Annotated in this window: 22 protein-coding genes; 16 read left to right on the forward strand and 6 right to left on the reverse strand. The window is 50.8% G+C overall.

Going from position 1 to position 23,361, the window contains the following annotated elements; genetic code table 11:
- Positions 1 to 10: 10 nt before the first annotated feature.
- The gene (locus NYE33_RS21665) at positions 11 to 703 is read left to right on the forward strand and encodes an AlkZ-related protein (protein WP_341067458.1); all 693 of its coding nucleotides are present in this window, start codon (positions 11 to 13) and stop codon (positions 701 to 703) included.
- Positions 704 to 881: 178 nt separating this feature from the next.
- On the opposite strand, the gene NYE33_RS21670 is transcribed toward NYE33_RS21665, so the two are convergent.
- The 3 genes from NYE33_RS21670 to NYE33_RS21680 all read right to left on the reverse strand — a co-directional run bounded on the left by NYE33_RS21670 (position 882) and on the right by NYE33_RS21680 (position 4,002).
- Positions 882 to 1,055, reverse strand: coding sequence for a hypothetical protein (locus NYE33_RS21670; protein WP_156118649.1), 174 nt, complete (start codon positions 1,053 to 1,055; stop codon positions 882 to 884).
- A 425-nt stretch (positions 1,056 to 1,480) separates the two neighbouring features.
- Positions 1,481 to 2,710 carry an aminopeptidase gene (locus NYE33_RS21675; protein WP_341067460.1) on the reverse strand — a complete coding sequence of 410 codons (1,230 nt, stop codon included), beginning with the start codon at positions 2,708 to 2,710 and terminating at the stop codon, positions 1,481 to 1,483.
- Between the two features lie 53 nt (positions 2,711 to 2,763).
- The gene (locus NYE33_RS21680; protein WP_341067463.1) at positions 2,764 to 4,002 is read right to left on the reverse strand and encodes an aminopeptidase; all 1,239 of its coding nucleotides are present in this window, start codon (positions 4,000 to 4,002) and stop codon (positions 2,764 to 2,766) included.
- A gap of 166 nt (positions 4,003 to 4,168) precedes the next feature.
- Here NYE33_RS21680 and NYE33_RS21685 point away from each other — a divergent pair, with 166 nt between their 5' ends.
- Positions 4,169 to 4,450 carry a hypothetical protein gene (locus tag NYE33_RS21685; protein WP_039298880.1) on the forward strand — a complete coding sequence of 94 codons (282 nt, stop codon included), beginning with the start codon at positions 4,169 to 4,171 and terminating at the stop codon, positions 4,448 to 4,450.
- Between the two features lie 132 nt (positions 4,451 to 4,582).
- On the opposite strand, the gene NYE33_RS21690 is transcribed toward NYE33_RS21685, so the two are convergent.
- The gene (locus NYE33_RS21690; RefSeq protein WP_341067465.1) at positions 4,583 to 5,929 is read right to left on the reverse strand and encodes a TrkH family potassium uptake protein; all 1,347 of its coding nucleotides are present in this window, start codon (positions 5,927 to 5,929) and stop codon (positions 4,583 to 4,585) included.
- 150 nt (positions 5,930 to 6,079) lie between these two features.
- On the opposite strand from NYE33_RS21690, the gene NYE33_RS21695 reads away from it, so the two are divergent.
- From NYE33_RS21695 to NYE33_RS21705, 3 genes are read left to right on the forward strand one after another with little or no spacing between them, the layout of a single operon-like run.
- Positions 6,080 to 6,439, forward strand: a complete 360-nt coding sequence (locus tag NYE33_RS21695; RefSeq protein WP_042137700.1) for a VOC family protein — start codon at positions 6,080 to 6,082, stop codon at positions 6,437 to 6,439.
- A gap of 58 nt (positions 6,440 to 6,497) precedes the next feature.
- Entirely contained in the window at positions 6,498 to 6,932 is a 435-nt protein-coding gene (locus NYE33_RS21700; protein WP_042137698.1) for a GNAT family N-acetyltransferase, read from the forward strand.
- Positions 6,933 to 6,948: 16 nt separating this feature from the next.
- Complete coding sequence (locus tag NYE33_RS21705; protein ID WP_081970028.1) at positions 6,949 to 7,467, forward strand: GNAT family N-acetyltransferase; 519 nt, start codon at positions 6,949 to 6,951, stop codon at positions 7,465 to 7,467.
- A 110-nt stretch (positions 7,468 to 7,577) separates the two neighbouring features.
- On the opposite strand, the gene NYE33_RS21710 is transcribed toward NYE33_RS21705, so the two are convergent.
- Positions 7,578 to 8,900 carry a hemolysin family protein gene (locus tag NYE33_RS21710; protein WP_341067467.1) on the reverse strand — a complete coding sequence of 441 codons (1,323 nt, stop codon included), beginning with the start codon at positions 8,898 to 8,900 and terminating at the stop codon, positions 7,578 to 7,580.
- Positions 8,901 to 9,015: 115 nt separating this feature from the next.
- On the opposite strand from NYE33_RS21710, the gene NYE33_RS21715 reads away from it, so the two are divergent.
- The 5 genes from NYE33_RS21715 to NYE33_RS21735 all read left to right on the forward strand — a co-directional run bounded on the left by NYE33_RS21715 (position 9,016) and on the right by NYE33_RS21735 (position 16,691).
- Entirely contained in the window at positions 9,016 to 9,783 is a 768-nt protein-coding gene (locus NYE33_RS21715) for a DUF1836 domain-containing protein (RefSeq protein WP_042137694.1), read from the forward strand.
- 81 nt (positions 9,784 to 9,864) lie between these two features.
- The gene (locus tag NYE33_RS21720) at positions 9,865 to 11,076 is read left to right on the forward strand and encodes an MFS transporter (RefSeq protein ID WP_042141236.1); all 1,212 of its coding nucleotides are present in this window, start codon (positions 9,865 to 9,867) and stop codon (positions 11,074 to 11,076) included.
- Positions 11,077 to 11,575: 499 nt separating this feature from the next.
- A complete protein-coding gene (locus tag NYE33_RS21725) occupies positions 11,576 to 13,165 on the forward strand; it encodes a TerB N-terminal domain-containing protein (protein WP_341067470.1) in 1,590 nt (529 codons plus the stop codon).
- An 8-nt stretch (positions 13,166 to 13,173) separates the two neighbouring features.
- Complete coding sequence (locus tag NYE33_RS21730) at positions 13,174 to 14,493, forward strand: ATP-binding protein (protein ID WP_042141234.1); 1,320 nt, start codon at positions 13,174 to 13,176, stop codon at positions 14,491 to 14,493.
- Positions 14,490 to 16,691, forward strand: coding sequence for a DEAD/DEAH box helicase (locus NYE33_RS21735; protein WP_336101451.1), 2,202 nt, complete (start codon positions 14,490 to 14,492; stop codon positions 16,689 to 16,691). The genes NYE33_RS21730 and NYE33_RS21735 overlap by 4 nt, the downstream gene beginning before the upstream one ends.
- 225 nt (positions 16,692 to 16,916) lie before the next feature.
- Here NYE33_RS21735 and NYE33_RS21740 read toward each other — a convergent pair whose 3' ends face one another.
- Positions 16,917 to 18,227, reverse strand: coding sequence for an amidohydrolase family protein (locus NYE33_RS21740; protein WP_042141233.1), 1,311 nt, complete (start codon positions 18,225 to 18,227; stop codon positions 16,917 to 16,919).
- A gap of 165 nt (positions 18,228 to 18,392) precedes the next feature.
- Between NYE33_RS21740 and NYE33_RS21745 the strand changes: the two genes are divergently transcribed.
- The 6 genes from NYE33_RS21745 to NYE33_RS21770 all read left to right on the forward strand — a co-directional run bounded on the left by NYE33_RS21745 (position 18,393) and on the right by NYE33_RS21770 (position 23,305).
- Positions 18,393 to 18,824 carry a MarR family winged helix-turn-helix transcriptional regulator gene (locus tag NYE33_RS21745; RefSeq protein ID WP_042137690.1) on the forward strand — a complete coding sequence of 144 codons (432 nt, stop codon included), beginning with the start codon at positions 18,393 to 18,395 and terminating at the stop codon, positions 18,822 to 18,824.
- A 244-nt stretch (positions 18,825 to 19,068) separates the two neighbouring features.
- Positions 19,069 to 19,233, forward strand: a complete 165-nt coding sequence (locus NYE33_RS21750) for a hypothetical protein (RefSeq protein ID WP_160311818.1) — start codon at positions 19,069 to 19,071, stop codon at positions 19,231 to 19,233.
- A 244-nt stretch (positions 19,234 to 19,477) separates the two neighbouring features.
- On the forward strand, positions 19,478 to 19,918 hold the full coding sequence (locus NYE33_RS21755; protein WP_042137688.1) for a GNAT family N-acetyltransferase: 441 nt from the start codon (positions 19,478 to 19,480) through the stop codon (positions 19,916 to 19,918).
- Positions 19,919 to 20,035: 117 nt separating this feature from the next.
- Positions 20,036 to 21,409: an extracellular solute-binding protein gene (locus NYE33_RS21760; RefSeq protein WP_042137686.1), complete on the forward strand. Its 1,374-nt coding sequence runs from the start codon at positions 20,036 to 20,038 to the stop codon at positions 21,407 to 21,409.
- A gap of 162 nt (positions 21,410 to 21,571) precedes the next feature.
- A complete protein-coding gene (locus NYE33_RS21765; protein ID WP_341067472.1) occupies positions 21,572 to 22,462 on the forward strand; it encodes a carbohydrate ABC transporter permease in 891 nt (296 codons plus the stop codon).
- Between the two features lie 18 nt (positions 22,463 to 22,480).
- On the forward strand, positions 22,481 to 23,305 hold the full coding sequence (locus NYE33_RS21770; RefSeq protein WP_042137684.1) for a carbohydrate ABC transporter permease: 825 nt from the start codon (positions 22,481 to 22,483) through the stop codon (positions 23,303 to 23,305).
- The last annotated feature ends 56 nt before the right edge of the window (positions 23,306 to 23,361 follow it).

A 23,361-nucleotide genomic window follows, 5' to 3' on the forward strand; every position in this document is an offset into this window, starting at 1 on the left:
GGCGGAATGAGTGGGTAGTGTAGAAAGCCTAGAGAGTATTACAACATTTGAGGAGATGGCTGAGGTTGTGGCCAAGCTGGGGATCGTACCGCTGGCCCCGTTGATCCCTGGGCATCCTTCTGTAAACGGGCTGACCCTGGCGGAGAACTGGCATACCGGTTCCGAGCTGGACCCCTGGGGCTGGCGGGTGAGATTTCCGGGAGAAGGATTGGCCGGTTATGGAAAGTTTATCAAGAAAAAAGCCGTTCTGGTATCCCGTGAGTGGCTTCCCGCTTATCTGGCGGCAGCAGGAAGTCCGCGTTCCCTGGAGGAGCGGTATGACAGCGGTCTTGCTACCCAAGAAGCGCTAACGTTATTGCAGATTATCCGGGAGCATGAAGGCATAGAGACACGCCAGCTCCGTTCTATGGCTGATATGAAGGCCAAAGAGAAGAAAACGGCTTTTGACAACGCTGTAACCGAGCTTCAGGGCACTCTGGATATTGTAATCTCCGGAGTTAAGCAACGGCTGAATGCGGACGGTGAGCCGAACGGGTGGAACAGTACCTCTTTTGAAACCTCGGGCCACTGGATGAACGAAGCGGGAATTGAATCTTTTGAAGGAACGAGAGAAGAGGCGGTGGCGTGGCTGCGTTCGAGAATGGACGGGAGCTGGACGCCGGAAGCGATAGCCTGGATCAGCAAAGCGTTAGGCTGGAAATAAGCATATTATGGTAGTCCTCGAGATTAGCGGGGACTACTTTTTTTTGTATAGCCGTAGTTGCCAGATTAGAGAGGCTGTTTCTAGAACCCCTATCTGCAAAATAAAACGGCTAATCCATTTCCCTTAGGAACAGACCGGCCGTAAGCGCTTACGGGGAAGCGTATATATTGAAGCAGCCTTATAGCATAGGGGCGAGGTATGCAATCAAAAAGTACAAGAACCCGAACAGCAGCATGATGTAGGCTGTGTACTTGATTGCATCGGAGGCTACGATACTTAAGTCTTTGGGGGCCTGGACTTCCAGACGTTCCGGTTCAGTCGAATCCACTTCTTGGTTAAAAGATTCTTTCATCAGGATTCCCTCCTAAGTGTTTGGTAAGCATAAACTTCCAGCATCGTTTCGCAATTCTGGCATCAGAAGCTTGGTGATAACTTTGGATGCGGAACTTGTAAATACCATCCTTAATTGTATTGTGACATATTTGTGAATTAAATTCAACAATATTGTGAATATTCTTTGAGCTAATCTTCAAATTTGGGCTATTGGAGGAATGAACAAGCAGGAAACTAACGATTCTATTTCCAAGCTGTACGATGGGAGCACACCCTGCCAAAGTTACTTAGCGGAATCTGAGTCGGAAAATTCTCGATACACTAACTCCATAGCTCTCTTATACAAAATGACCCCGCCATTCTCCCATAAGGGGAACGGCGGGGCCACAATTCATTAACAAACGTCAAACCACAATCCTCAAGCTACAATCCACAGGCAAAAGCTTAAGCCCAATCTCCGTTACGGAAGATAGGGTCAACAGAGCCGTCATCGGCAATTCCGTCGATGCTCATCTCCGGGGAACCCATCATAAAGTCTACATGTGTCAGACTCTGGTTCATGCCTCTTTCAGCAAGCTGTTCCTTCGTCATATTGATGCCGTCCTGCAGCGTGAAAGCATAAGCAGCACCCAGCGCTAGGTGACAGGAAGCATTCTCGTCATACAGCGTGGTGTAGTAGAGAATGCCGCTCTCCGAGATCGGAGAGTGGAAAGGCACCAAGGCCACTTCGCCGAAGTAGGCCGCGCCTTCATCCATAGCCAGCAGGGAAGCCAAGGCCTCCTGGCCGACCTCTGCGGTAAAGTCTGTGACCTTGCCGTTCTCCAGGGTCAAGGTGAAACGGTCGATAATGTTGCCGCCGTAGCTAAGCGGCTTGGTGCTGCTGACCTTGCCGTTCGCACCGGTCTTCAGCGGGGCCGTGAACACTTCCTCTGTCGGAATGTTGGCCAGGAAGGACATACCGCGGCTGTTCACCGCACCGGCCTGACACCAGATATGGCCTTCAGGCAGCTCGATCGTCAGTTCGGTTCCCGGTGCTGTGTAGTGAAGCTTGCGGTACTTCTTGGCGTTCAGCAGATCGCAGCGCTGCTTGAGGCCGCCCAGATGGCTGCTCCAGGCTGCAACCGGGTTCTCCTGGTCTGCGCGCACAGCTTTGAAGATTGCATCCCATAGCAGTTCAATCTGCTGCTCAGGCGCAGCGTCCGGGAATACCTTGGCGGCCCATGAAGGAGAAGGGAAGGCGATGCCGCTCCAGCTGACATGGTTAGCCATCATCATCTCCCGGTAAGGGGCCATGGCCTGGCCGGCAGTCTTCTGGTTATCAGAGATCCGGCTTGGTTCTACCCCGCTCAGCAAGTCCGGATTAGCCGAGATAATGGTCAGGAACGCAGCGCCATTACGCGCGAGATCCTCCAGCTCATCCGCCTGCCACTTGGGCGGCTCGAGGAAGCTCTCGGATGGAGCGAGATCATAACGTGTCCGTGTAACGAATTCATCGGTATAATTAACCTTTACCAGCTTTGCTCCTGCTTCATAGGCTTGGCGTACAATGAGCCGTACCAGCTCTGCGGAGACGATATCCGCATTGACTACAAGCGTTTGACCGGGCTGAATGTTGACTCCGATCTTTACAGCGAGCAGGGCGTAATTTTCGAGCTTTTGCTTGAAATCCAGCATGATTTCAGCTCCCTTCACGATCTTCTATTTTGTAATATGGAGTAGAAAAGGCATTAAAATGCCCAGTTGCCCTTCAGGAATACAGGCTCACGCGTACCGTCAGCCGTGATACCATAAATATCCATCTCTGCTGAGCCGATCATGAAATCGACATGGGTTACGCTGGTATTGAGACCATGGGCGATCAGCTCATCCTGGTTCATTTCTTTGCCGCCTTCGAGGCAGAAGGCATATGCGGTGCCGATCGCCAGATGGTTGGACGCATTCTCATCAAACAAGGTGTTGAAGTACAGGATGTTGGAGTCGGAGATCGGCGAGTTGTGCGGCACGAGTGCGACTTCACCCAGGTACTTGGCGCCTTCATCGAGACTGATCAGATATTCCAGGGCTTCCTGGCCTTGCTCGGCGCTTACGCTGGTAATCCGGCCCTGTTCAAAGGTAATCGAGAAGCCGTCAATAATATTCCCGCCGTAGCTGAGCGGCTTCGTGCTTCTGACAGTACCGTTAACGCCGGTTTTCTTCGGAGCCGTGAACACTTCTTCAGTTGGCATGTTGGCGACAAAAGAATGACCTTTAGCATTGATGCTGTCGCCCTGCGCCCAAATATGGCCTTCAGGCAGCTCGATACTAAGGTCGGTTCCAGGTGCTATGTAATGCAGGCTTTTGTATTTCTTCGCATTGAGAACATCCGCTTTCTGCTCCAGCGTATCCAGATGCTCCTGCCATGCGGCTACAGGGTCTTCGCGGTCCAGGCGTACGGTGTGGAAGATTGCCTCCCAGAGTTTATCTACGCGCTCTTCTTCAGGCACGTCAGGGAATACCTTGTCTGCCCAAGGCTGGGACGGGATGGCTACAATGCTCCAGCTGACTTTATCGGACATCTGCATTTCGCGGTATTTCGTAAGTGCAGCCCCCCGGGTCTTCTGGAAGTTGGCAATCCGCTCAGGATCAATGCCGTTGAGCGCGTCCGGATTCTCGGCAATAACGTTCAGAAATGCAGCACCGTTCTCGGCGAATTCGGTTACTTCACCCGCGTACCAGGTTGGAGCCTTGGTGAACACTTCCGGTGAAGCATGCTCGAACTGCTGGCGCGTAATGAACTCGTCACTCCAGTTAACCTTGACCTGGCTTGCGCCGATGGCATATGCTTTGGCGGTAATCAGGTGGACGAACTCGGCTGCGGAAATCGGAGCGTTCACGACCAGGATTTGCCCCGGCTGAACATTTACACCGATCTGCACAGCCAGATCAGCATATTTACTTAGCTTGGATTGAAGCTCTGTTTGAGTCATTGCGATTTCCTCCATTACCATAATTTTAGCTCGGAATAAGCATTGTACTAAATTATTAACCGCCGGATGAAAAAAGTCAATTACAGCGCAAAAGGAAAGGAATTGCTTACATATCAATGTTATACTGAATATTGTGGGCATGATCAGATGAAAGGAAGGAAAGAGTATGAACCTAGAAATCACCAAAGCAGAAATGAAACGCGTAGAGGATAGAAGTTTTGTCGGGAGAACGGTGTTTACACTGGAGAATCACAGCTCCCCTTATGAGATCACTTTCTTCAGTTCACGGGGAACCGAATGGGATTACAGCCTGAGCTTCGCCGGTGAACCGGGAAGTGAAGAGCAGTTCCTTGAGGTGGATGCCCTGCTGGAGAATGATGACGATGTATACAATCAGCTGCTGGACGCGGCACTCGACACTCAGGAGATTCCGGAAGAGGAAGCCTAGACCCTTTCCGGATAGCCTTGTCATACAATAGCCTTTCTATGTACAAGCTGTTATTAAAAAATGCGACTCCGTTCCGGCAGAATAATCTTGCCGCACAGGGTCGCATTTCACATTTCAAAGGTAACGCAGAGTTTAGCCGATGGTAATATTGCCTTCAGGGTACCGGTAGAGTTCCTTACTATTCTTCGGTTTGAGTGCATAAGCAAGTGTAAGCGGTCCTGTCCGGCCGACAAACATCAGAATGATCACCAGCACCTTACCGATTGTTGTCAGCTCTGTAGTCAGTCCCATTGTTATACCGGAAGTACCGAAAGCGGAGACTGCCTCGAACAGCACGGTCAGAAAATCCGCACTTTCCGTCACGGACAGCAGCATGGTCGAGATGACCACCAGCATCAGTGACAGCAGGGTCATGGTAATCGCCCTGTAGACATTCTCCTTCGAGATCCGGTGGCGGAACATTACGATATCCTCTTTGCCCCGAAGCTTGGCATAGGCTGTGCTGGCCAGAATCGCAAAGGTGGTAATCTTAATTCCGCCGCCGGTGGAGCCGGGAGCTGCTCCGATAAACATCAGCAGAATCATCAGGAATTGCGTGGATTCACGGAGCAGCGGGATCTCGATCGTTGTCACCCCACCAGAGCGTGGCGTAATCGCCTGCAGGAAGGAAGCCATTATCTTGCCTCCGGCATGCAGCGGCTTCAGCGTGGAATTCAGCTCCAGCCAGAAGAAAATAGCCGCGCCAATCACAATGAGAGCAGCAGAAGTGGTAAGGACTACCTTGGAATGAAGAGTCAGCCGCTTACGTTTCGGAAAGTCGATTACATCAGATAATACAATAAAGCCGATACCGCCGAGGAAGATCAGCAGCATGGAGGTAATATTCACAATCGGATCTTCGACATAGCGGGTTAAACCGCTGAAGGGCCCGTGAACATCCCCGAACAGATCAAATCCGGCATTGTTGAAGATGGATATACTATGGAATACTCCGTAATACGCTGCTTTGCCAAAAGGCATGTCCATCATAAATCTTGCGGCAAGAAGAATGGCCCCGGTCAGCTGAATCACCAGCGAGTAGATCAGCACCCGGCGGATCAGCTTCACAATTCCCTGCATGGAATTCTGATTCATGGATTCCTGCAGCAGCAGGCGCTCCTTCAGTGAGATCCGCTTGTTCAGCACCAGCGTGATCAGCGTCGCCATCGTAACGAACCCGAGACCGCCGAACTGGAATAGCACGAGCAATACAATCTGTCCAAAAGCCGTCAGCTGCGTTCCTGTGTCGATGACAGCAAGTCCGGTTACACAGGTCGCTGAGGTTGCCATGAACAGTGCATCAATGAAAGAGATTCTTCCGCCGGTAGAAGCAGCAGGGAGACACAGAAGCAGGGTGCCGGCCGCGATTAGTATTACAAAGCCCAGTGATAGTATTTTGGGCGGCGTCAGCCTGAGATACCCAAAGGATAGGTTAGCCAAGTCTCATTCTCCTGACATCTGGATAGGATCTGACAAGATTATAGCATAACTTATATTCCCGTCACCAAAGAGGCAGGAAATTGACATATTTTATCGAAATGATTAAAGGCTCCACCTACTACTGTACTTTTAGAGGAGGCTCTACTTGCTGTGACAAGTCCCATACGGAATCAGGTTGGCGCTGTCTTCATCCCGGTTAGTGATATCGAAAGGTCCAAAAACTGGTATTGCAGCTTGCTTGGACTGCCGCTAGACGGTGAAATTTTGTTCGGGCATCTGTATGACGTGCCGATGCAGGGTCCGGGAATCGTGCTCGACAGCAGAATTTTTACAGCCGAGGCTGTGCTGAAGGTGCCTTCCTTCCATCTGCTTACCGACGACATTGATGCTGCCTATGATTATGTTAAAGCTACCGGAGCTGAAATTCTCACGGATATTGAACATGATCACTGGTTTAATTTCAAAGATCCGGACGGGAATGTGCTGATGATTTGCCGTTCAACCAACTAATTAATTGCATTAACTATATTGATTAATGTTGTTAATTATAATACAGGGAGTATTGCGAATGATAAGAGAAGCCACACCGGAGGATGCCTACGGCTTAGAGAAGCTGTACCGGATTCTGCTGCCGGAGCACACGGATATCCAAGTATCGCCGCAAAGAATCAGCCAAATTGCCAATAATCCGGACAGCCTGCTGATCGTATACGAAGAAGACGGGGAGGTAGCGGGTACGTTACATCTGCACTTGTGCATGGATGCGCTTAGCGGTGACCGCCCGTTCGGAGTCATAGAGCGTGTTGTAACTGACCCGCAGCTGCGCGGCAAGGGAATTGGAGCCTCACTGATGCAATTCGCAGAAGAGGCAGCAGCGGCCAGAGGCGCCCTTAAGGTAATGCTGTCCAGCAAGAGCTGCCGCACGGATGCCCACCGCTTCTACGAGCGCCTGGGGTACGACGGAGAGGGAAGCAAGCTTTTCAAAAAATACATACCGGTCTAAATGCAGGAGGAATGTAATGGATATCATACTGAGGGAACTGATTCCTGAAGACGCCGCCGCACTCTTAAGTCTGCAGCACCGGCTGGATCAGGAAACTTCGTATATGCTGCTTGCACCCGGAGAGAGGCAGACCGGAATTCCGCAGGTGGAAGAAATGATCGCAAGCTTCGGGAATGCTCAAACCTCTATCCTGATCGGAGCCGAAGCTGACGGTGAGCTGGCGGGATACCTGTCAGTCAGGGGAGGAAGCGTCAGCCGCAATAAACACAGTGCCTATATAGTCATCGGCATCCTGAAGCAATATCAGGGCATGGGAATCGGCAGCGGATTGTTCCATGAGATGGACTTGTGGGCGAACCGGAGCGGCATTGTGCGTCTGGAGCTTACGGTAATGAAGCATAATGAGCGGGCTGTTGCGCTGTATACGAGGTATGGTTTTGAGATTGAAGGCGTGAAGAAAAAGTCGCTGCTGGTGGATGGGGAATGGGTAGACGAATATTATATGAGTAAAATATTTAACCCCGCCTCTATATAGTTAATGGTATTAATTATAGGCGTGATTACGTTAGTACTCACCAAAGTATGCAAGAAAGGCGCTTCCCCTGGGAAGCGCCTTTCTGTATTACTGCAGCGTATCTATCCGCTTTAGTCGCTGTGTACTGCGGCATCTTCGGTGACCGGAAGATCAATCTTGATCTCAACCTTACGGATACGGTGGCGGTTCATCTCACGCACAGTCAGAGTGACATGCTCATACACATGGCTTTTGCCGACAACCGGCTCTTCCAGGTGACTGTACAGCCATCCGCCGATCGTAGTCACTTCGTCGTCGTGGAAATCAAGACCTGTAAGATCTTTGATCTCCAGCAGAGACACATTGCCGTCAAACAGATAATGGGTCTCGCTCAGCTTCTCTACATTTCTGCGTTCGTCCCCGTCGAATTCGTCGCGGATCTCACCGACAATCTCTTCCAGGATGTCTTCAATCGTAATGAGGCCGGAGGTTCCGCCGTATTCATCCAGCAGAAGGGCGATATGCACGCGCTCCTTCTGCATACGGGTCAGCAGCGTCTTCACCGGCGTTACTTCCGATACGGTAAGAATCGGCAGAATCAGGCTTTTGAAATCAAAATCAGGGTTGTTGTCATATTGCAGGTACAGCTGCTTGGTATTAATCATACCGATGATATTGTCTTTGCTTCCGTCTGCTACAGGGAAACGCGTATACTGCTCCTTGCGGATAATAGAGATATTCTCCAGCAGCGAGTGGTCGGTGAACAGACATACCATATCTGTCCGGGGAACCATGATTTCTTTGGCCAGCATTTCATCAAAGGTGAAGATCCGGTTCACATAACCGTATTCCGCTTTGTTGATTTTGCCGCTCTCATAGCTCTCGGACAAGATCAGGCGGATCTCGTCTTCACTGTGGGCATCGCCATGTTCACTGGCCGGCTTCATTCCGAACATACGGACGAGCAGGTTGGCGGAACCGTTCATGATCCAAATCAAAGGGTACAATACTCTGTAGAACCAAATAATCAGCGGTGCGGTAATCTGACCGATTTTCTCCGGAATGTTTATAGCGGCCGTCTTCGGTGCAAGTTCACCGACAACGACATGCAGGAATGTGGCGATAATGAAGGCCAGTGCATAAGCAATAGGCTCACTAACGCTGTGGCTCAGGTTCGTCAGGTCGAACAATGGTATCAGCAGCTGCTCAAATGCAGGCTCTGCCAACGCCCCGATCCCGAGTGCAGTAATGGTGATTCCAAGCTGACAAGCAGACAGATATCCATCGAGGTTAGCAGATACCCGCTGTACCGCTAGCGCATTCTTCTTCCCGTCGAGTACCATCTGGCTGACCTGGCTTCCTCTTAATCTCACTACTGCAAACTCCGTTGCTACAAAAAATGCGGTTAAAATAATCAAAATTGCCACGAGCGTCAAACTAAGTCCTATACCCATATAATCTTTACCATCCCTTTCGTCCCTAAAATAGGTTATACTCATATTATGAGTTCATATGAACCTATTGTACGAACTTTTCAATGAAATATCAAATGGTGGAGGGTTGCCATCTATGGAAGCATTTACACTTAGCCGGATAGAGATGTCCGGACTATTACTGTCTCTAAGCGAAAACTCGGAGCGGAAGCCGCTCCATATTCTGCAGGAAGCCTGGACCAAGTTCCACCGTGAAGAGGTGCGGGAGGGGACATCACTGCCGGCTTTTCTCTCTACGGATATTCCCCCGATCCTGCAGAAATTGATCAAAGGCAGCGGCATCAAAGGGTTATCCCTTGGTGAAATCGCCTCGCTCGGCAGTCTGATTGAGTATTCCACATTATCTGTTACGGCTATGCAGAACTGGGTAAAGCGTGACTTCAAGGAATATCTCGGGGCGCCGCGTGAAGGGAAGAAGTATTCCATTAATCAGGCTGCGCTTCTATTTATAATTGATGATCTCAAGGCTGCACTCGATTTCGAGAGCATCCGCCAGCTCTTCCGTATGCTGTTCCTGGCGCCTGAGCGTGATGATGACGACCTGGTCGAGCCGGCACAGCTGTATCACGGGTATGCAGAGCTGTTCGAGGAGATCAAGACCCGCTCCCCGATGCCGGTGCAGGGGCAGGCTCAGCCTGGTAACCCCAAAGAGTATTTGCTGAAATCCGACAGTGCGCTCAAATCGGCGATGGACGGAATGATGAAGCGGCTCAGCCATCTGACCAGATCACAACGGGATGCCGTGCAGAATATGCTCCTGATTGCCGCCATATCAGTTCAGACCTGTTATTTTCAGGCGATGGCCCGGCAATATTTCAATGCGGTGTTATTCCTTGATTTTTGAACCGTCCGATTCTAGAATGTGTAAGTGAAACTAGTCTTACTCGAGACTTAGCGGGAATCAGGGAAGAGGGTGCTTGTTATGATGAATCAAATGTCGCTGCTGCAGAATCCGAAGCAAAGAAAACTGCTCTTCAGTGCAGGACTCAGCTGGATGTTCGACGCGATGGATGTGGGGATGATATCTTTTGTGGTGGCTGCGCTGGCCAAGGAGTGGGCGCTGGGACCGGAGAAGATCGGATATTTAACCAGTATCAACTCGGTGGGGATGGCTGTGGGAGCGGCTGCGGCCGGGATTCTCGCGGACCGGTTCGGCCGTAAATCCGTACTGCTGTGGACGCTGCTGATCTTCTCCATAGCAAGCGGCCTGTCGGCATTCGCCGCAGGGTATGTAATGCTGTGCGTGCTGCGCTTCATTGCCGGCTTCGGGCTGGGCGGTGAATTGCCGGTTGCCTCGACACTGGTGTCCGAGAGCATGCCGGTCAAAGAAAGAGGACGGGCCGTCGTGCTGCTGGAGAGCTTCTGGGCGCTTGGCTGGATTCTGTCCGCGCTGATCGCTTATTTCGTTATTCCGGATTACGGCTGGCGGATTGCCTTCGCGATTGGTGCAGTCCCGGCGCTCTATGCGCTCTACCTGCGTAAGGCGATTGATGACTCGCCGAAATTCGCCGAGATCAAGAAGGCTCCGGTATCCCTGCGGAACCGGATTACGGCAGTCTGGTCTGCGGAATACCGCCGTTCGACGATTATGCTGTGGATTCTGTGGTTTACGGTTGTTTTCTCCTACTACGGTATGTTCTTGTGGCTGCCGACAGTTATGGTGCTTAAGGGCTTCAGTCTGGTCAAAAGCTTCGAGTATGTGCTGATCATGACGCTCGCCCAGCTTCCGGGATATTTCACCGCCGCTTATTTCATCGAGAAATTCGGCCGGAAGTTCGTGCTCGTGATCTATCTGCTGCTGACAGCTGTCAGCGCCGCCTGGTTCGGAAATTCCACGACCGAAGGCATGTTGATGGCCGCCGGGATCTGCCTGTCCTTCTTCAACCTGGGGGCATGGGGCGGGATGTATGCTTATACACCGGAGCTGTATCCGACTACCATCCGTTCAACAGGTGCAGGACTGGCAACCTCGTTCGGCCGGATCGGGGGTATTATTGCACCTACACTGGTCGGCGTGATGGTGGGGAATTCGGTCGCGATCAGCACAATCTTCATGCTGTTCTTCGTAACGATTATTATTGGTGCGCTGGCCGTGCTGTTCCTGGGGAAGGAAACGAAGGGCACAGAGCTGCTCTAAGAATAATTGGAAAAACCATCAGGAGTTATACTCCAACAAGGCCAGCCGGAGCTTCCGGCTGGCCTTTGTTGTGGCTTTAGCCAGTTGAGTGCGTGAAATGCGCAATACAAAAAACCACCCGCATAGCGGCTGGAGGGAAGCCTCCGCTATTGCAGCCCATAGGGTGAATATAGTATATTCTTAAGGAAGACACAAACGAACGTTCTCATTGTCCGGCAATGTGCGGTGACAGACACTCTAATCTAGGATCTTGAGGGGCCAGTCTCTCAAGGTCTTTTTTGAAATATACGCCAGCATGGATATGTTTACGCCTGCCGAACTTGCTTGATTTGTTCCAAGTAGCGGTTTTTCAGTCCGGCTTACCTTTTGACGGAACGGCGGGAGCAAGAATAGCTCCATTTGATGCCCCTAGTACAGGACTGGAGACCGCTGCATCACCTCATAAGGCATATGGTATAATGGTAAAAATTATTATGGCACACTAATGGAGCGGGTAAGTATGGCTAAAGACAGGCAGGGCCTGCATTTCACGGAGCTGGTCTGGGAGAGCACGGAGCAGAATATGGCAATTCCGCCGCGGAGTTCTGCAGAAGCGGTTATACCGAAGCCTCCGGAAGGTCCGGGCAAGAAGAAAACGTCCCAATATGATACAGTACAGCTCCAGCTATGGGATATGGAAGAGACACAGGAGCCGGTAACCACTACGGAGAGCCAGTTTGTCCAGCGGGCCCGGGAACTTGCGGATCATAAGGAGCCTGCGGCTTTATTTGTTCCCTTTAAGAGCTATTGGCCGACTTACGGCCATATGACAGGTGCGCAGAGCCGGTGGTATTTCTTCTGGCGGGATGAAGTCCGGCAAGGGAGATACCCTAAGACCGACCTCTCCTATATTTTTCTGCATATATATGAGCTGATTAACGGTGTGGGCTGGGATGAGCCGCAGGATGGATGCCGTCAGCTCGGCTTGCTCTGGGAAGCCTACCGTGACATGTATAAACGTCTGGATCAATACCTTGGCGGATGGATTGCGGATTTCTCATTCGTGCATAAGCTTGATATCCCGCTCTCGGAGATTGTGATCCGTACACGCGGGCTTGCCGGGGACTTGGCTGAGCTTGAGCTTGTCCGCTGCCTGTCTGCTGCCCCGGAGCAGCTTAGCATCGAGGTGCTGAGTGTGATGTCGGATTATGATATCAGCAAATCGAAATTTTATACAGGTGAAGGAAAAGCTGCTGCGGAAAAGTACATCCCCCAAGTAGTGGCACTAATTGATACGTATGTCGCGCGGAAGCACGGCTCGAATCTGATCACGATGTTCCCGCCCGGTCCGCCGGTTGTCCGTGAGCGGTATTTGTTCCGCAGCGCAGTATATGATATCTCACTCTATGGCTACTCTGTTCTTATACCTGTCGTACGAATCAGCAAATCGCCGCCGCTGCGCAGCCTGATTACACGCTTATTCCGGCTGACCGAGAACAAGCTGCGGGGACTTATGGGTTATCGCGGACGGCTCAAGGATGTCAAGGTTGATGCCGACATGGAGGACTTGGTGACCAAGTTCCTGCAGCGTGAATTCCGCAAGGCGGAGCAGGAGGAGAAGGGTCCGGCAGTTGTGATTGATCAGAGGAAGCTGGAACAGCTGAAGAATGACTCCGAGGTGGTGCGTTCGCTGCTCACGGTGGAGGAAGCGCTGGAGAAGGATGATGAAACGGATTGGGAACAGGAGACAGCGGGTGAAGAAGAGCCAGCGGTTAGAGAAAGTGACGAAGAGAAGCTGGACATTATTGTTGAAGAACCTGTCGTGCAAGGACAAGCAGATTCTCCGCTGCCAATTATTGATGGCGAAGCGGACAGCTGGACGTCCTTCGCTTCTGAACTGAGTCTGCTGCAGCGTGATGTGCTGCTTGCGCTGGCAGAGGATGATGGCCTGGTGAAGGTGAACCGGCTGGCAGCGGGCGGCGGAACCATGGCAGAGCTGCTGTTCGATGAGATTAATGAACTTGCTATGGATACACTGGGGGATCTCGTCATCGACGGTGAAGAGCTGACAGAAGAGTGTATATCCATGCTGCACTATATAAAGAGGTGAAATCAGGAATGAACCCACTCAAAATACCGAAGCGGATGACCACGGCGCTTGTCAACTCTTTGACGGCGGGAGTTGTGCCGCGTATCGGTCTTGAATATATTGCCGTCGGCCGCCGGCCGGAGGTTGAAGCCATTCTCCGCGATATGGATAATATCGCCGAGGGCGGAGCCGCCTTTAAGCTGATTACGGGCAAATTCGGCAGCGGCAAAAGCTTCCTGCTGCAGATTATCCGCAATTACGCGATGGACCGGGACTTCGTGGTCGCGGATGCGGACTTGTCGCCGGAGCGGCGGCTTGTCGGTACGAAGGGGCAGGGGCTTGCCACCTACCGCGAGCTGATGAGCCATCTGTCAACCCGGACGCGCCCCGATGGCGGGGCACTGGAGATTATGCTGCAGAAGTGGATTATGTCTCTGCAGCAGGCCGTCATGCAAGAGAAGGGCTATGGGCCGGATGCGCTGGAGCTTGGTGAAGAAGTGGAGCAGCGGATCTATGCGGTTGCCTCCGAGATGCGCGGGCTTGTGCATGGCTTCGACTTCGCGAAGGTGCTGGCCTCTTACTGGAACGGGCATAAGCTGGCTGATGACGCACTGAAGCAGGATTCGCTGCGCTGGCTGCGCGGCGAGTTCGCGACCCGCACGGAAGCGCGCAAGGCGCTGGGTGTGGGCGTTATTATCGATGACGACAACTGGTATGATTATATGAAGCTATGGGCGGAATTCACCGGGGCCATCGGCTATAAGGGGTTGCTGCTGTTCATCGATGAGGGAGTCAACCTCTACAAGATAACCAACAGCATCTCCCGCCAGAGCAATTATGAGAAGCTGCTGACCATGTTCAACGATACGATGCAGGGCAAGGCAGAACGGCTGGGGATCTTCGTCGGCGGCACACCGCAGTTCGTTGAAGACCACCGCCGCGGCTTATTCAGCTATGAGGCACTCCGTTCCAGGCTGGTAGCCGGGCGGTATGCCGGTGCCGGACTGAATAACTTCACCGGACCGATCATTGCGCTGGACATGCTCTCCCATGAGGAGATTCTGATTCTGCTACAGAAGCTGCGGGACATTCACGCGCTGCACTACGGGTATGAAGCCAGACTGACGCAGGAGCAGCTGGTGCATTTCATGGAAGAGGCTGTGAACCGGCTGGGTGCAGATGAGCTGCTTACCGCGCGTGAGGTCGTGCGCGACTTCATGGATCTGCTGCATACGCTGAACCAGCATCCGGAAATGTCGTTCGAGAAGCTGGTCGGGGAGCGGACTCCGCGGCCTGCCGAGACCGGGCAGAATGAACTGGACGGATTCCTGGCGGAGTTTGACCTATGAGTGATAACCCTTTCTACCGGCTGGCTCCGTTCATTAAAGAATTCATCTACAAGAACCGCTGGGATACGCTGCGTGAGGCCCAGGTAGATGCTTGCCGGGTGCTGTTTGACACACCGCATCATCTGCTTATCGCTTCCGGAACCGCTTCGGGCAAGACAGAGGCGGCTTTTTTCCCCGCGCTTACGGAGCTGTATGAGCGTCCGTCCGCATCTGTAGGTATTCTGTATATCGCTCCGCTGAAGGCGCTGATCAACGATCAGTTCACCCGGTTAAATGATTTGCTCCGCGAAGGGAATATTCCGGTCTGGCACTGGCATGGCGATGTGCCGCAGGCGGATAAGACGAAGCTGATGCAGAACCCTTCCGGGGTGCTGCAGATTACACCGGAATCGCTGGAAGGCCTGCTGATGAACCGCCCGAATGCCATCCCGGCGCTATTCCATGATCTGCGCTTCATCGTAATCGATGAAGTGCATGCCTTCATGGGGGCGGACCGCGGCATTCAGGTGCTGAGCCAGCTGGCCCGGATCTCGCGGATGGCCGGCTGTCATCCGCGGCGGGTGGGTCTGTCCGCAACGCTGAGCGACTACGCCTCCGTCACGGAGTGGCTGGCGGCGGGCACGCGGGAGAGCGTGGAGGTCAGTGCACCGCAGGGCGGGCGCAAGCTGCGCCTGAGCGTGGAGCACTTTTCTTTCCCGGATGCGCGGAATGAGGAAGAAGCCGAACACCTGGAGCGGGCGCGACAGGCTTATTACGGCTTCATCTACGACCATACGCATGTGAAGAAGGCCTTGATCTTCACGAACAGCCGCACAGACGCCGAGGAGGCGATTCTGGAGATGCGGCGCATTGCCGCTAAGCGCGGCGAGCGGGATGTCTTCCATGTGCATCATGGAAGCATCTCCGCGATGCTGCGCGAGGAGACGGAGGCCGCGCTCCGCCAGGGTGCGGGGCCGGCTGTGGCTGCAGCGACGCTGACGCTGGAGCTGGGGATTGACCTGGGCGAGCTGGAGCGGGTGCTGCAGCTCGGCGCGCCTTACAGCTGCGCGAGCTTCGTGCAGCGGCTGGGCCGCTCGGGCAGGCGCGGGGACGCCGCCTCCGAGATGATCTTCGTCACGCCCGAGGAGGAGGACGAGGAGGCGCAGCTGCCTGCGCGGATGCCGTGGACGCTGCTGCGGGCCATTGCCGTAATCGAGCTGTACGTGCGCGAGAAATGGGTAGAGCCGCTGGTCGTGCGCCAGCTGCCGGTCGGGCTGCTCTATCATCAGACGATGAGCATCCTCAAGAGCATGGGAGAGGCGGAGCCGGAGGATCTGAAGGAGGCGGTGCTGAGCCTGCCGTCCTTCCGCAGTATTGATCCCGCTGATTATGACGCCTTCATGGAATACATGCAGGGCATGGGCCATATTGAGAAGATGGATGAGGGCAGTCTGCTGATCGGCATGGCGGGGGAGAAGATCGTCAACAACTTCCGTTTCTATGCGGTATTCAAAGACGATGAAGAGCATGTTGTCTATAATGGCACCGAGGAAATCGGTTCAATTACTACAGTGCCGCCTCCGGGCTACTGCTTCACCCTGGCCGGCAAGCTGTGGAAGGTGGAAGAGGTGGACAACCGCCACAAGGCGGTCTATGTCAAAGGATCACGCGGCAAGGTAGACACCTTATGGCTTGGAGCCGGAGGGGATGTCCACACCCGGATCATGACGAAGATCCGCGAAGTGCTGGGATCGGCAGCCTTATATCCGTATCTTGCGCCAAGCGCGGCCACCAGACTGGAGCGGGCCCGCAGGCTTGCCAAAGAGAGCGGACTCTTGACGCGTTCTGTCCTGCCTGCCGGAGGAGACTCCATGTTCATCCTTCCATGGGCGGGCAGCCGGCAGTTCCGTACGCTGGAGCGCCTGCTGAAGAACAATCTGAAGGGACCGCTCGGTCTGCGGTCCGTCGTACCGATGGAACCTTATTATATGGTTGTCGCCGGCAAGGCAGATGCAGAGACGCTGGAGGAAGAGATCATTGCTGAAACCGCTGCAGCTACGGATGCTATTTCACTGCTCGGACCGGATGAAGCCCCTTACCTCGGCAAATACGATGAATTCATCCCGCATGATCTGCTGCGCAAAGCTTTTTCGCTCGACGGGCTGGATGTTCCGGGATTGCTCAGCGTGATTAAACAGTGGAAGCAGCCGCCAGCATAATTGATATAGTAATATATAACAAGAAGCAGCCGATTCTAACGTGATCGGCTGCTTCTTTTGAATAATTAGTGGCGAAAAGTAATGCTTGCTTTCAACGGGATGCTCCAATGAAATTCATGGACCCAGCGATCAGAATGTTTTATATGTTTGTAGGGCGGCCGTGTAATTATTTCGTTTACACTAAGTAATCGCTCTGACGACAAAGTACGGGGATATCGGCTCTGATTAATATCGTTGTTGCACACCTTTGAACCACACGGATTTGATCGACAAGGTATCCGAGATGTTGGTTGTCGGATCACCGGTTACTAAAATAAGGTCAGCGCGTGCGCCTTCGGCAATACGACCGCGATCGTTAAGACCAAAGCAACGGGCCGGTTTTGCGGTAGCTGACTGAAGCGCTTCTATCGGAGTGAACCCGGCCTTCACCAGCAATTGCATTTCATGATGGACGCTGGCTCCATGAGCAAGGCCGCCAAGATTCGGAACAGGAACCGGCGCGACATCCGTCCCTACCAGAATATCAACTCCGGCACGGTGAAGGTCCATCACATTTTTAAAGCTGTTCTCCATATTGCCTTGCGGAAACGTATTGAAGCTTGAGTTCAAGATATCGATCCAATCCGAACTTAACTTGGAATGAACACGCGGATCATTCGCCAATTCCGATGCCGGATTTCCAAGGATAGATGAATTCAACACCAAGCACGGTGTAACAAAAGCGCCTGAAGCCGCTATGGACATTACTAACCCGGACGTATTCTCGGGTCTGTCGATAAACAAGTGGCCCAAACCGTCGACTCCAAAATCGATGGCCTCTTGCGATGAAAGAGCCGTCAATACGTGGGCGATGACCAGCTTATCGAACTTGTGGGCTTCTGTCACGGCTGTTTTTAGAATCTCCTCGCTTAGTACAGGCAGGCCAGGCGCACCCATGACCGTTCCTTCTTCAATCATGATCTTAATATAGTCGGCGCCATTCTCCACTTGGGTATGCACATGTTTAATCGCTTCTTCCACCGTTGTCACTTGCGGTATTTCTTCGTGATCGTGAGCGTATGCAGCCAACATCGATTCCCGGTCTTCCTCCGATAATTTCTCTAGTTCCTTTAATATGAATTCCGGTATTTCATCTCCATCTGGCAATAATTCATCTGGGTGTCCGCCCGGAGCGGTGATCGCTGTGCCAGCAGAACGGACGTCTGCGACGTCATTCACATTTTTTAACTGAATCTCGCGCCCTCTTTTTGTAAAATCGCCGTTCATTTCGAGTTCTGTTGTCACGCCGAATTTTAGTGCATCTCGTAATCCGCCGATCGAAGTGTGGACATGTGCATCAATGAAACCAGGCATTAGAGTCGCATTTTCTCCATCGATAATCGTTGCACCAGCCGGAAGGTCTCCGCCCACTGAAATTATGGACTCCCCCTTAACGACAATATGTCTTGGCGCAATCATTTGATTTCCATCAAAAATACGTATATTTGTAATTGCCGTAACTTGTTCTAACGCAGCATTTTGTGTGACCTTATCCATCTCCATATGAATTCCTCCCAAGTGTTTGTAATTTGAACAATTCGAAGTATAACTATTAGTTAACTAACTGTCAATAATCTAATTATTATTTTGACAAGCCTATAGGATCACTGTATAGTTTATTTGCTTACAGTTAGATTCCTAACAATCACAGGGGGGAAGATCATGGAATCCCGAAAGGATACGCCTTATCTGGATTTGTTTCAGATTATCGGTCTTAAGTTAAAGAAAAGAGCGGACGAAAGTATAAAAGAGCAGGGGTTAAACGCTCAACAAGGAAAAGTAATCGATTATATTTACCAGAACCAAAATAATCATATTATTCAAAAGGACCTTGCCGATAGGTTTCATCTACGTGGGGCCAGCATTACAAGCATGCTTCAAGGTCTAGAGCAAAAAGGGTTCATCGAGCGCAAAATCCCGGCCAATAATGAACGGCAAAAAAATATATATGTATTGCCAAAAGCGATTGAACTGATTGCAGACTTTCAAGACTCATTCCAAAGGGTGGAGGAAGAAATCGTTCAAGTCCTTACCGAGGAGGAGAAGCAAATCTTGAAGGAAATATTGATCAAAATTAATGAAAGATTATCATAAAGGAAAAAACCTACTCGACGGCTGCTTTCAAAGAAATACCGAAATAAGGGATTAGTTATTACAGGATAAAATCATTGAACTCCATAACGGGGTCACTATAGCTTAACAATCATTTAACCGAGGTTGCCGGTATGAGACGGCAGCCCCGGTTAGCTATGGGCAGACGTTGAAGTGAGTGGATATTTGTCAATATGAATGGCTTCGTTACCATAGCTTTGTTCAAAATTGGGACGAGGGTGTTTGTATGGCGAAAATAGATAATGGAGCAGGTGATCATCTAATTATTTTGTTTTCCCCTGATGGCTCCATAATAAAAGGCTTCGATCATGAATCTGAATTAAGCCCATATGGCGTAAAAACAGTGACACTAACTGGCACAAGGGAAAAGTTGAGATTCCAAAAGGTGTAAGCGATGGTTCTGATTTTTTAGTGGGCTGTATATTCCATACACCAGAGGATTTTGTAGATTTTGCAATAGGTTATTTTGAGTTATCACTATCCTTAGATGTTGTTGCAAAAATTTACGATGATTACCCCATTACGGAAGAGATGATCAATATCCTAAATTCCAACTGTGATGTACAGGAAGTTCTTCAAGAATTAGTATTATTAAACTTTAGGGGTTAGATATAGAAATGGAGGGGTGACCGAAGATGGATTCTGTTGCAAATGTACGGCTGGCATCCTTAACCGATGCTGAAGATCTTTCCAGACTAAATCAGGAATTTAACGGTGGTGCACCAAGACCCGCAGCTAAGATAATTGAACATTTGAATATAAATCATAATGAACTGATTGCCGTAGCAGAGATAAATGGTAGAATCGTTGGTTTTGGCTGTGCTCAATGCTTTTCTTCATTTTGTTATGATGAACCCTATGGAGAAATTACTGAACTCTACGTAGAAGAAGCCGCTCGAAGAAAAGGAATTGCAATTGCCATTATTTCTTGCCTGGAAGAAAATTTTAGAGAACGCGGAGTGAAAAGTATAAAGGTACTGACAGGTAGAAGCAACACTGCTGCAACCAGAACCTATGAACAGTGCAGCTATGTTAAAGACGATGAACAGATGTTAGAGAAAAGGTTGGACGATTAGGCTGCTTAAGTGCAGTATACCTAGAAAAAACAAACCTTTATTCTGTAGTTCCCACCTTGTTGGAAGCGCTTCACAGGATGATAATAAGCATATCACGAACACAGGGGGCATCAATTAATGGTCAACAGAAAAATGAAGCAATCCGCTACCATCGCTTTCACCGCAGTTATGGCGTTAAGCCTTGCAGCATGCGGTAACTCGAACAACAACGCAAACGACGGCGCCAAAAACAACGCCGCACCGAACACAACAGATAGCGGAAACGCCGCAGCAACAACTGCTCCAAGCGACAAGAAAGTAACAATTACCTTCCAGAATATCTATCCTGACCCTGCAACACCGGCTTACAAAATGATCAACGAGCTGACCGAGCAGTACCAGAAGGATCATCCGAATGTGAAGATTGAACTGGATACGCTGAACACAGACCAGCAGAAGGTGAAGCTCAAGACACAGGCTGCTTCCAAAGAAGTACCGGACATCACCATCGTTAACCCGGCTGCACAAATGAAGCCTTTCGTAGATGCAGGATTGTTCGCTCCACTGAATGATATGCTCGATCAGAATGGCCTGAAAGACACTTATCAGGAAGGCCTGCTCGATTACTACAGCTTCGACAACAATGTGTATGCGCTTCCTGACGGCAACAACATCGAAGTCGTGTACTACAACAAAGATCTGTTCGCACAAGCAGGAATTGCTGCTCCTCCGACAACCTTTGAAGAATTGCTCCAGGATGTCAAAATCCTGAAAGATAAGGGAATTACCCCACTAGCTATCGGTGAAAAAGATTCCTGGACCGGCTCGTTCCTGTTCATGAACATCCTGCTCCGCACCAACGGCGGCCCTGGATTCCTGCAGGATGTGCTTGACGGCAAGAAAACCTTCGAAGATCCTGCATTCGTAGAAGCTGTAGAAGCATTCCAGCAACTGGTTCAAGCCGGTGCATTCCCGGATGGAGCTACTTCCATTGATGCCAATGCCGGCGGTAACATCTTCAAAACAGGTAAAGCGGCAATGTGGTCGATCGGATCTTGGGAAACAGGCGCAATTGACGCATCGCCTGTAGCCGGTAAAGTTGGAGCCTTCCAATTCCCTACAGTGAACGGCAAGGGCGATCCTAACGAATTCATGCTTGCACCAGGCAGCGCATTTGCCGTATCTGCAAACAGCGAACACCTGCAAGAAACCAAAGACTTCCTGAACTACTTCGCTTCCGAATATCCTAAGAAACAGTTTGAACTGAAAAATGCTGTAGGTATCGGTCAAAAGGTAGACGGCGACCTCAAAGCTGCCGGTTACTCTGATCTGGCTGTTAACATTGCCGGCCTGTTCAACCAAGTTAAAGGCGGCGACCTGGCGTTCGATAACACGATGAACCCTGCAACAGCTCAAGTTCACCTCAGCAGCATTCAGAACCTGTTCGTTCAGAAAATGGATTCCGCTGCGGTAGCGAAAGAGCACCAGGCTGCATTTGAAGCCAACAAATAAGCAATAAGCAATACGCTACAGGCAACCGTAAAGCTGTCCTTCTCGATGCGAAGCAAGCTGATCCAGGCTTCTTCGCATCGAGTTTATCATGAAGATTTTCAATGTGAATATCGTGAATATCGTAAATAGACAAAGAATCTGCTTGTTTAGGAGGCGGGAAAGATGAAAGTACTTAAGGTGCCAGCACGCACAATAGCCGTCTTCATACTGCCATGTCTGCTCTTGTACGTGTGCCTTGTGTTTGTTCCCATACTGGTATCATTATATACGGGCTTATTGAAGTGGGACGGTCTTACTACTGCGGAGTTTATCGGTTTAGGCAATTTCAAAGATATGTTCTTCAATGATCCTGTGTTCTGGCCTTCCGTACGAAGAACCCTGCTGTATGCAGTGGCTTCCATGCTGGAAATTCCACTTTGCTTAGGAATGGCTATCCTGCTTAACCGTTATCTGAAAAAAGCCAATACACTGGTGTCGATCTACTTCACACCGGTGATCCTGTCGGTTGTTATCATTGGACAACTCTGGAAGACCATCTACAACCCTACTTCCATGGGGGGCATGCTGAATGGCGTGCTAGTGTCACTGGGTCTTGACAGCTGGACTCACAATTGGCTCACCGAGCCGAACATCGCCATGTATTCCCTTTATCTGGTATCACTCTGGCAGTTCTTCGGCTACCATCTGCTGATCCAGTATACCGGAGTGCAGAATATTCCTGATGAGCTATATGAAGCGGCCAAAATTGACGGAGCAGACGGCTTCAAAGCGGACCGTTATATTACCCTCCCGCTGATTGTTCCGATCTTCAAAATATCGATTATCCTGGCGTTTATCGGCTCCCTGCAGGCCTTCGATCTGGTCATGGTCATGACAGGCGGCGGTCCGGCGCATGCGACAGATGTCATCTCAACCCATATGTATAACAGTTCCTTCATGTCCTTCAAGTATGGATACGGCAGTGCGATCGCAACGTTCCTGGTTGTTGTCTGTCTCATCTTTACCGGAGTGATCAATACCTTCTTCAATAAACTTGAGAAAAAATACAACTAGGAAAGGAGTGCGCGAATCATGCGTAAATTAAAAAAAGGAATCGTGTATCTTCTTTTTGCCATCCCTGTGGTCACCCAGCTGTACCCGCTGTTATGGCTGCTGCTCTATTCACTCAAGACCAACGAAGAAATCATGGACGGCAGCTTCTTTTCTTTTCCCAAAAAAATTCAATGGCATAACTACTATGAAGCTTACACCTCCGGGAGTTATCTGAAGTATCTGTCCAACAGCGTATTCGTTACCGCATTTACGATGATCTGTGTTATCCTGCTGGCCTCAATGGCAGCTTATGCAATCTCACGGTTTCGCTGGAAATACGGCAATCTCGTGATGACCATCTTCCTGATGGGGATGATGATTCCGATGCAGGCTACACTGTTGCCGCTGATGATTATTTTCAAAAATATGCATATCCTGAATACTCACTGGTCGCTGATTCTGCCTTACGTCGCATTCTCCACGCCAATCGCCGTATTCATCTTAAGCGGATTCATGAGAGCTATCCCGCATGAGATTGAAGAGTCGGCGTTCATCGACGGAGCGAGTGTGTACCGGATCTTCCGCAGCATTATTCTTCCGGTGTCTGTACCGCCGGTAATGACGGTATGTATCCTGACCTTCATCAACATCTGGAACGAGTACATCCTGGCGGCAACGTTCATCTCGTCCGAGAAGCTCAAAACCCTGCCATTCGGGGTCTACACCTTCGTCAGCCAGTATTCGGTCAACTACGGCAACATCGGGGCATTCCTCGTTATGGGTGCGCTGCCGGTTATCCTGATCTACTTCTTCCTGTCGAACCAGATCACTAAGGGCATGGTGGCAGGGGCTGTCAAAGGCTGATCTGCAGAATTATGAATTCACGCGTTGCATATAAAATTGGGTTAGATTTATAATAG

The sequence above is a fragment of the Paenibacillus sp. FSL R10-2199 genome (genome assembly GCF_038000235.1).
Lineage (GTDB): Bacteria > Bacillota > Bacilli > Paenibacillales > Paenibacillaceae > Paenibacillus_AQ > Paenibacillus_AQ phytohabitans.

Bases quoted from the DNA above. Each gene is read 5' to 3' on its own strand.
- NYE33_RS21685 (WP_039298880.1), top strand. From the start codon at position 4,169: ATGAACCTAGAAATCACCAAAGCAGAAATGAAACGCGTAGAGGATAGA.
- NYE33_RS21765 (WP_341067472.1), top strand. From the start codon at position 21,572: ATGAAAGTACTTAAGGTGCCAGCACGCACAATAGCCGTCTTCATACTG.
- NYE33_RS21770 (WP_042137684.1), top strand. From the start codon at position 22,481: ATGCGTAAATTAAAAAAAGGAATCGTGTATCTTCTTTTTGCCATCCCT.
- NYE33_RS21750 (WP_160311818.1), top strand. From the start codon at position 19,069: ATGGCGAAAATAGATAATGGAGCAGGTGATCATCTAATTATTTTGTTT.
- NYE33_RS21675 (WP_341067460.1), bottom strand. From the start codon at position 2,710: ATGCTGGATTTCAAGCAAAAGCTCGAAAATTACGCCCTGCTCGCTGTA.
- NYE33_RS21715 (WP_042137694.1), top strand. From the start codon at position 9,016: ATGGAAGCATTTACACTTAGCCGGATAGAGATGTCCGGACTATTACTG.
- NYE33_RS21755 (WP_042137688.1), top strand. From the start codon at position 19,478: ATGGATTCTGTTGCAAATGTACGGCTGGCATCCTTAACCGATGCTGAA.
- NYE33_RS21705 (WP_081970028.1), top strand. From the start codon at position 6,949: ATGGATATCATACTGAGGGAACTGATTCCTGAAGACGCCGCCGCACTC.
- NYE33_RS21670 (WP_156118649.1), bottom strand. From the start codon at position 1,055: ATGAAAGAATCTTTTAACCAAGAAGTGGATTCGACTGAACCGGAACGT.
- NYE33_RS21740 (WP_042141233.1), bottom strand. From the start codon at position 18,227: ATGGATAAGGTCACACAAAATGCTGCGTTAGAACAAGTTACGGCAATT.
- NYE33_RS21725 (WP_341067470.1), top strand. From the start codon at position 11,576: ATGGCTAAAGACAGGCAGGGCCTGCATTTCACGGAGCTGGTCTGGGAG.
- NYE33_RS21710 (WP_341067467.1), bottom strand. From the start codon at position 8,900: ATGGGTATAGGACTTAGTTTGACGCTCGTGGCAATTTTGATTATTTTA.
- NYE33_RS21745 (WP_042137690.1), top strand. From the start codon at position 18,393: ATGGAATCCCGAAAGGATACGCCTTATCTGGATTTGTTTCAGATTATC.
- NYE33_RS21700 (WP_042137698.1), top strand. From the start codon at position 6,498: ATGATAAGAGAAGCCACACCGGAGGATGCCTACGGCTTAGAGAAGCTG.
- NYE33_RS21680 (WP_341067463.1), bottom strand. From the start codon at position 4,002: ATGACTCAAACAGAGCTTCAATCCAAGCTAAGTAAATATGCTGATCTG.
- NYE33_RS21730 (WP_042141234.1), top strand. From the start codon at position 13,174: ATGAACCCACTCAAAATACCGAAGCGGATGACCACGGCGCTTGTCAAC.
- NYE33_RS21735 (WP_336101451.1), top strand. From the start codon at position 14,490: ATGAGTGATAACCCTTTCTACCGGCTGGCTCCGTTCATTAAAGAATTC.
- NYE33_RS21760 (WP_042137686.1), top strand. From the start codon at position 20,036: ATGGTCAACAGAAAAATGAAGCAATCCGCTACCATCGCTTTCACCGCA.
- NYE33_RS21720 (WP_042141236.1), top strand. From the start codon at position 9,865: ATGAATCAAATGTCGCTGCTGCAGAATCCGAAGCAAAGAAAACTGCTC.